The sequence below is a fragment of the Odoribacter sp. N54.MGS-14 genome, assembly GCF_000980295.1.
GTDB lineage: Bacteria > Bacteroidota > Bacteroidia > Bacteroidales > Marinifilaceae > Odoribacter > Odoribacter splanchnicus.
In genome coordinates this window covers 1-6,537 of record NZ_LARL01000108.1, presented here as the reverse complement: position 1 = coordinate 6,537, position 6,537 = coordinate 1, and the positions used below count along the sequence as shown (strand labels likewise).

At 42.9% G+C, this 6,537-nt stretch carries 9 protein-coding genes and 1 tRNA gene; 6 read left to right on the top strand and 4 right to left on the bottom strand.

What is annotated here, in order from left to right; all coding sequences use genetic code 11:
* Positions 1 to 532, bottom strand: a 532-nt coding sequence (locus WS42_RS14045; RefSeq protein WP_046451294.1) for an acyltransferase family protein, incomplete at its 3' end; no start/stop codon positions are given.
* A 517-nt stretch (positions 533 to 1,049) separates the two neighbouring features.
* Here WS42_RS14045 and WS42_RS14040 point away from each other — a divergent pair.
* The 6 genes from WS42_RS14040 (at position 1,050) to WS42_RS14015 (ending at position 4,344) form a co-directional block, all read left to right on the top strand.
* Positions 1,050 to 1,373 (top strand): ArsR/SmtB family transcription factor, encoded by a 324-nt coding sequence (locus WS42_RS14040; RefSeq protein WP_013613511.1) that lies wholly within the window; start codon positions 1,050 to 1,052, stop codon positions 1,371 to 1,373.
* Positions 1,374 to 1,483: 110 nt separating this feature from the next.
* On the top strand, positions 1,484 to 1,717 hold the full coding sequence (locus WS42_RS14035; protein ID WP_013613510.1) for a thioredoxin family protein: 234 nt from the start codon (positions 1,484 to 1,486) through the stop codon (positions 1,715 to 1,717).
* Positions 1,718 to 1,723: 6 nt separating this feature from the next.
* Positions 1,724 to 2,155: a nitrophenyl compound nitroreductase subunit ArsF family protein gene (locus tag WS42_RS14030; RefSeq protein ID WP_046451293.1), complete on the top strand. Its 432-nt coding sequence runs from the start codon at positions 1,724 to 1,726 to the stop codon at positions 2,153 to 2,155.
* Entirely contained in the window at positions 2,155 to 2,859 is a 705-nt protein-coding gene (locus tag WS42_RS14025) for an aromatic aminobenezylarsenical efflux permease ArsG family transporter (protein ID WP_022159813.1), read from the top strand. Before WS42_RS14030 ends, WS42_RS14025 begins: the two co-directional genes overlap by 1 nt.
* Positions 2,860 to 2,874: 15 nt before the next feature.
* Positions 2,875 to 3,339 (top strand): thioredoxin family protein, encoded by a 465-nt coding sequence (locus WS42_RS15700; RefSeq protein ID WP_087384008.1) that lies wholly within the window; start codon positions 2,875 to 2,877, stop codon positions 3,337 to 3,339.
* A gap of 36 nt (positions 3,340 to 3,375) precedes the next feature.
* The gene (locus WS42_RS14015; RefSeq protein ID WP_046402699.1) at positions 3,376 to 4,344 is read left to right on the top strand and encodes a permease; all 969 of its coding nucleotides are present in this window, start codon (positions 3,376 to 3,378) and stop codon (positions 4,342 to 4,344) included.
* Between the two features lie 214 nt (positions 4,345 to 4,558).
* Here WS42_RS14015 and WS42_RS14010 read toward each other — a convergent pair whose 3' ends face one another.
* The 3 genes from WS42_RS14010 to WS42_RS14000 all read right to left on the bottom strand — a co-directional run.
* On the bottom strand, positions 4,559 to 5,146 hold the full coding sequence (locus WS42_RS14010) for a DNA-3-methyladenine glycosylase I (RefSeq protein WP_013613504.1): 588 nt from the start codon (positions 5,144 to 5,146) through the stop codon (positions 4,559 to 4,561).
* A gap of 280 nt (positions 5,147 to 5,426) precedes the next feature.
* Positions 5,427 to 5,500, bottom strand: a tRNA-Pro gene (locus tag WS42_RS14005).
* A gap of 231 nt (positions 5,501 to 5,731) precedes the next feature.
* A partial coding sequence (locus tag WS42_RS14000; protein ID WP_046451292.1) for a glycoside hydrolase domain-containing protein occupies positions 5,732 to 6,537 on the bottom strand: 806 nt, incomplete at its 5' end.

The following is a 6,537-nucleotide window of genomic DNA, read 5'->3' as shown; positions in this document are numbered from 1 at the left end:
AAAATTTATGAATGAACAAAGCATAAAGTATATTACCGATATATTCGAAAAATAAAGACCAACTAGGTCCATTCAAAGGATACATCTCTCCAAGTCCCCGGATTTCCGTTCCGGGAGTAGCCGGAAGCAACAGGGCATTAATAAAGGTAGCCATAAATAACGCCAAAATCGTCACTTTCGACACATCCCAAACCGGACAGCCCTGCCAATAGAACATAACGGCTCCAATAATAGCTCCCATCACCACCATCGGATGCAGACGTATCACCCTACGTTTAATGAAGTCTTTTGTTTTCATTTTCCCCCAACGGTCGTCATAAGCATAACCGATAACAAACCCCGACAATATAAAGAAAAAATCGACGGCCAGATAACCATGATTAATCCTTTGATCCAAATGGCTGGTTGCAAAAGCTTCGAATATGTGAAACCACACGACAGTGATCGCAGCCACCCCACGCAATCCGTCGAGCAAATCATAATGAGGCTTGGTATCTGCAAACGCTGCCATAGAAGGTTGTATGTTCTGCATAGAAATTAAATATCAATTTTTAATACACCGCATTGTTTTAAAAGAAAGTTGTAAAAATAAACATTTTTTCTTATAACTAAAAATAATAATGTTATCCGGTATACAACTTTGGTTTTATGGGACCGACCATATGTTCCTTTCCCGTCAGTCCACCACAACATCTTTTGAAGGCACTCCGATCGATCCCATCGTCCCCTCTGATTACAATGTCGTAAAACCGGGCAGATCTTAGCAATTCAGGCCCGATATCAGGACCAGGAAGGTACCGCAATGCCGACAATGTAACAGCCATTGCTTACTTCAACTCACAATTGGAAGCTAATACCTTGATATCAGTCTCAAACAGTGCCGGGACGACTGGATGAGACCGGCATTTCGGGGTAATAATAAGCATATGAACGATTTCCCGATCAGAGTTTCTGTTTCAAACGTCCGGCAGAGATTTCTACAGTATTTCCTGCCAGAATTTTGTCGTTTGAAATATTGTTCGTAACTTTGCGAACAACAAAATTGATTTATGGGGAAGACTAAAGATTATACAGACGAACAAGAACGAATAGCCCGCTACGCTAAAGCAATGGGACATCCGGCCCGAATGGCTATCCTGCAATTTCTGGCAGGACGGGAAACCTGCTTTTTCGGAGATATCCATGAAGAATTACCGATAGCCAAAGCAACGGTTTCACAACACTTGAAGGAATTAAAGGAAGCCGGATTGATACAGGGAGAAATAGAGGCACCGAAAGTGAAATATTGTATCAACCGGACCAATTGGGAGGAAGCCAAACGATTATTTTCAGTTTTTTTCTGTCATTGTAAAGACAAAAAATCTTGTTGCTGAAAACAGCAGGCTTTTTTATGCGAATATTGTTCGTAATTCTACGAATTACAAACAATAATAACAAGAATCTTGTATGATGAGAATTATTCACTATTTAATATTTTGAAACGATGGAAATTAAAGTATTAGGAACAGGCTGTGCAAGTTGTAAAGCACTTTATACAGCAGTAATACAAGCCGTATCGGAAACCGGTATTGAAGCGAAGGTCGTAAAAGTAGAGGAACTGACCGAGATTATGAAGTATAACGTAATGAGCATGCCAGCCTTGGTAATCGACGGTAAAGTGGTATCGAGCGGCCGAAAGCCGACCGTTAGTGAGGTTAAAAAGTTACTTGTAAAATAAACGACCATGCGACTCACAACTTTATTGATTACATTGACTCTATTCTCCGCCTGCAGAGAAAAGCAAAGCAGAAACTTGCAGCTACAGGAACAAACCGTAACCGGCGACCGGGTGGAGGTAATTTATTTTCATGGGAAACAACGTTGTATGACTTGTAAAAGCATCGAGGAACAGACAAAAGAATTGCTGACAGGAAGTCTCGCAGAAGCAGTGAAAACCGGACAGATCGTATACCGGACAGTAGATATTTCGGATAAAGAAGGAGAAAAAATAGCGGACCAGTATGAAGTCACCTGGTCATCTCTGTTTGTAAATCGCTGGAAAGATGGGCAGGAACAACGAAACAATATGACAGAATTTGCTTTTTCGAAGGCAACAAGCGATCCCGAAGGATTTAAAGCAGGATTGAAAGAAAAAATAGAAATATTGATGAAATAATGGAATCTCCGGACATTTTAATGAATAGCGGTCTACCTGTCGTGACAGCTTTCGTACTGGGTTTACTGACCGCAATAAGCCCCTGCCCTTTAGCAACAAATATAACGGCTATCGGTTTTATCAGCCGGGATATCGGTAACCGGAAACGAATTTTTCGAAACGGGTTACTTTATACCTTGGGGCGGATTATTACCTATACAGTCCTGGGCCTGCTGGTTATCCCCATTTTACGGGAAGGAGCAAGTATGTTCGCCATACAAAAAGGAATCAGTCAGTGGGGGGAATGGATTATTTCACCTTTACTATTGCTTACCGGTGGATTTATGCTATGGGGACAACGGTTGAATCTTCCGAAATTCGGTTTTTCGGGAGACAATGAAAAACTGCAAAACCTGAAAGGTGGTGTAGGTAGTCTGACATTGGGTATATTATTTGCCTTGGCTTTCTGTCCGACAAGCGGGGTTTTCTACTTCGGTCTGCTGATACCGATGGCAGCGATCTCAACAGGTGGGATGTGGTTTCCTGTTGTTTTTGCTGTAGCCACAGCTTTACCGGTAGCGGTAGTGGCCTGGCTGCTGGCCTACAGTATTGCAGGAATCGGACGTTTCTACAATCGCCTACAGGTGTTCGAACGATGGATGCGAAGGATTGTCGGCTGGTTATTCACCGGCACCGGCCTCTATTATCTGATCAGGTTATTATAAAAATCGGAGGAAGGAATGAAAAGGCAACTGATAAAAACAGGAATAACGGTTACTTTACCTATAGTTATCCTTATAGTTCTCTTTGCATTACAGGATACTTTCATCCGGCTAGGTTCCACCCGAATGAGCCGGATGCAAAACGAAACGACGGCAGCAAGCATAGCAGATAGCATACAAATCTTGTACAACTACAAAAACCGATGCGATACAGGACTGCAATATACTTTTCTGGAATTCGGAGCGATGGGTTGTATAAGCTGCCGGAAAATGGAACGTGTCATGGAAGATATCCGAACAACATACGGCAAAAGGGTTAAAGTTCGGTTTATGAATGTGTCGAAGCAAGAAACACAGGAATGGACGAAATATTTCGGAATCGCCGCCATTCCTACACAAATCATATTAGATAATAACGGACATGAAATATTCCGGCACACAGGCTTTATTTCAGCAGAAGATCTGGGAACGGTATTCAAATAATTTTATAATGACAAGAGAGAAGTAAACAATTCGATTATGATACAGAAATTTGCAGATTGGTTGGTCTACGGGATTTTCGGCCTAGAGGCAAAAAGTCATCTGGGAGAAGCCGTGAATTTCTTTTTTTACGATACGGTGAAAATCATCCTATTATTATTTTTAATCAGCGTAGTGATGGGAGTAGTAAATGCTTATCTCCCGATCGGGCGGTTACGTCACTATCTAACTACCCGCCGGTTATATGGGCTGGAGTATGTATTTGCCGCTTTGTTCGGAGCGATAACGCCATTTTGCTCATGCTCATCCATTCCGTTATTCATCGGCTTCGTCAAAGGCGGGATTCCCCTGGGAGTTACGTTAAGCTTCCTGATTACCTCTCCGCTGGTAAATGAGGTAGCGGTAGCCATGTTCCTGGGTACATTCGGAGTGAAAATCACAGTTGTATATGTGGTAAGCGGTATTTTATTGGGAATTATCGGCGGAATCGTTTTGAACCGTTTCAGGTTAGAACGTTACCTAAGCGATTGGGTGAAAAGCATTCAGCAAAATTCGGAAACAGAAAGTGAATCCTGGGAAAATACCGGAACGCCTTTTATGAAACGGTTACCGGTCATTCTGCGTGATGCCTGGGGTATTGTAAGAGGTGTATTGCTATATGTGATCATCGGTATTGGCATCGGAGCAGCCATGCATGGATTCGTCCCCGAAGGATTTTTCGAAACTTATATGTCAAAAGAACACTGGTATGCAGTACCGTTGTCGGTCATTCTGGCAGTTCCCATGTATGCCAACGCTGCAGGGATTATTCCTGTCATTCAGGTTTTTGTAGCCAAAGGAATCCCGGTAGGAACAGCCATTGCGTTCATGATGGCCGTAGTAGGGCTTTCATTACCCGAAGCGACACTTTTAAAGAAAGTGATGACCTGGCGGCTGATCGGGATATTCTTCGGCACAGTGGCCTCTTTTATTATCCTATCGGGATTTATATTCAATATGATCTTATAGACCGCTATTTCCCTTCAATCCGATCTGATCATTTTTTAGCCAGGTATCCGAAAACCTGCAGCCTGGCTAAAAAATGCAAATTCATCCTCCAGGCTATGACCGACAGAATGCCACGACTTAGAGCATAAACCGAAGAACTCTTTTTTTGTATTGTGTTCCAAGCCATCTCATCTTTAATCTGATGATAACCATGTACTCATATATAACGTATTCCCTATCCATCCTGTCGGACAACTTTCCGACACAAACAATCCGTCAGGTGATCGTCGATAAACCCTGAAGCCTGCAAATGGGCATAACAAATCGTAGTTCCGAAGAATTTAAATCCACGCTTTTTCATATCTTTACTCATAGCATCGGATTCGGGTGAAGACACCGGAATTTCACTCAATGACCGAAAAGCATTGATAATCGGCTTCCGGTCAGGAAAAAACGACAGTGTATAATCATAGAAACTACCGAACTCCTTTTGTATGGCAAGGAATAGCCTTGCATTGGTGATTGTCGACTTAATTTTCAAACGATTTTTTACAATACCGTCAAACTGCATTAACCGTTCGACATCTTCATCGGTCATTTGTGCAACCAATCCGGCATCGAAATTGTAAAAAGCTTTACGATATCCCTCACGTTTTCTAAGGATCGTTATCCAACTCAACCCCGCCTGTGCACTCTCCAACACCAGAAACTCAAACAGCCTCCTATCGTCGGTTACCAATTTTCCCCACTCCTCATCATGGTATTTCACATACAGTTCGTCTGTTTTACACCAACCGCAGCGTCCGTTTATTATATCCTGCATCATCATCATATTTTATTACGGCATAAAGATAATAGATTCACAGCCACGTACCAACGATCGGCAAGCGATTCCATCCTCCCTCTCTCCCCCCCCTTTCTTAAACTTTGCAAATTCTCCACTTCAAGTTAAATAACGTCTTGTACACTTATAGCAAAGTACAGCTACAGAGGCGTTCATTGTTGGTTTTCCGGTTTAAACCTCAGTTTAAACAAAGCATCTAAAACCGCTTCCCCCCCAAAAAAGAAAAAACCAGCTACTTTCGTAACTGGCTCATTCTTAGTCGGGGTGACAGGATTCGAACCTGCGACCCTCTGCTCCCAAAGCAGATGCGCTACCGGACTGCGCTACGCCCCGTTTTGAATTCGGATGCAAAGGTAATCATTGAAATTGAAAAAACAACGGTTTAGGGAGATTTTATTTACAAGGATAGAGGGGGGATCAGAAAAGATGTAACTATTTTTTCACGGTTTCGTCACCGGATCGTCACAAACTTTGGTTTTATTTGCTATAACCAAATATATAATCCAATCTGTAGTCTTTTCTTAAAAAAAAGAGCTGCTCCGACTCAGAACAGCTCTTCTTATTTTATAGACCTAAGGACTTATTGGGGGTATCACCCAATTCAAATACCAATTCGCCACCGGAGATGATTTCGTCATGGGAAATCCACAATCGGTCGAGCGGTTTGCCGTTCAGCCAGATCTTTTGGATATAGACATTTTCGGAGGAATTGTTCAGGGCCTTTACCACAAACTTCTTGCCGGGATAAAATTTCCGATCGAGTTTCAGCACAACTTCATCGAAGACAGGACTGGTCAGTTCGTATCTTGTCGATCCGGGACATACCGGATGGAAACCGACAGCAGCCAGGATATACCAAGCCGACATCTGACCGACATCCTCGTTACCACATAATCCGAGCACATCATCCCCATAAGCCACTTTACAAATTTGACGGGTCCATTTCTGAGTCAGCCAGGGTTTTGAAGAATAGTTAAACAAAAAAGGCACATGATGATCGGGTTCGTTGGGATGATTGTAGTAATCACTCCACAGAAAATCCTTTGTCGTACGGTCGAAGAAAAGTTCCAACTCCTGAATAAAGAAATCCTCTCCCATCAATGCCTTCATACCCTCGATATCGTGAGGCACAAACCAACCTTGCTGAAACGGATTACTCTCGACACATCCTTGCCCCCCTACCGTTTTCCCCTGCCAATTCAGCCATCGGTCTTTACTCTGACGGGCCTGAAACCAGCGCACTTCAGGATTCCAGACATTCCGGTAAGCTTGCCCTTTCCGATAATAGGCCTGTGCCTTATCCTGGTCTCCCAGACTCTCCCATAACTTACCCGTACACCAATCGAAATAAGCATATTCCAGGGTTTCGG

Coding starts and splice junctions, on each gene's coding strand:
- WS42_RS14010 (WP_013613504.1), bottom strand. CDS start 5,146: ATGCAGGATATAATAAACGGACGCTGCGGTTGGTGTAAAACAGACGAA.
- WS42_RS14040 (WP_013613511.1), top strand. CDS start 1,050: ATGGGGAAGACTAAAGATTATACAGACGAACAAGAACGAATAGCCCGC.
- WS42_RS14025 (WP_022159813.1), top strand. CDS start 2,155: ATGGAATCTCCGGACATTTTAATGAATAGCGGTCTACCTGTCGTGACA.
- WS42_RS15700 (WP_087384008.1), top strand. CDS start 2,875: ATGAAAAGGCAACTGATAAAAACAGGAATAACGGTTACTTTACCTATA.
- WS42_RS14015 (WP_046402699.1), top strand. CDS start 3,376: ATGATACAGAAATTTGCAGATTGGTTGGTCTACGGGATTTTCGGCCTA.
- WS42_RS14035 (WP_013613510.1), top strand. CDS start 1,484: ATGGAAATTAAAGTATTAGGAACAGGCTGTGCAAGTTGTAAAGCACTT.
- WS42_RS14030 (WP_046451293.1), top strand. CDS start 1,724: ATGCGACTCACAACTTTATTGATTACATTGACTCTATTCTCCGCCTGC.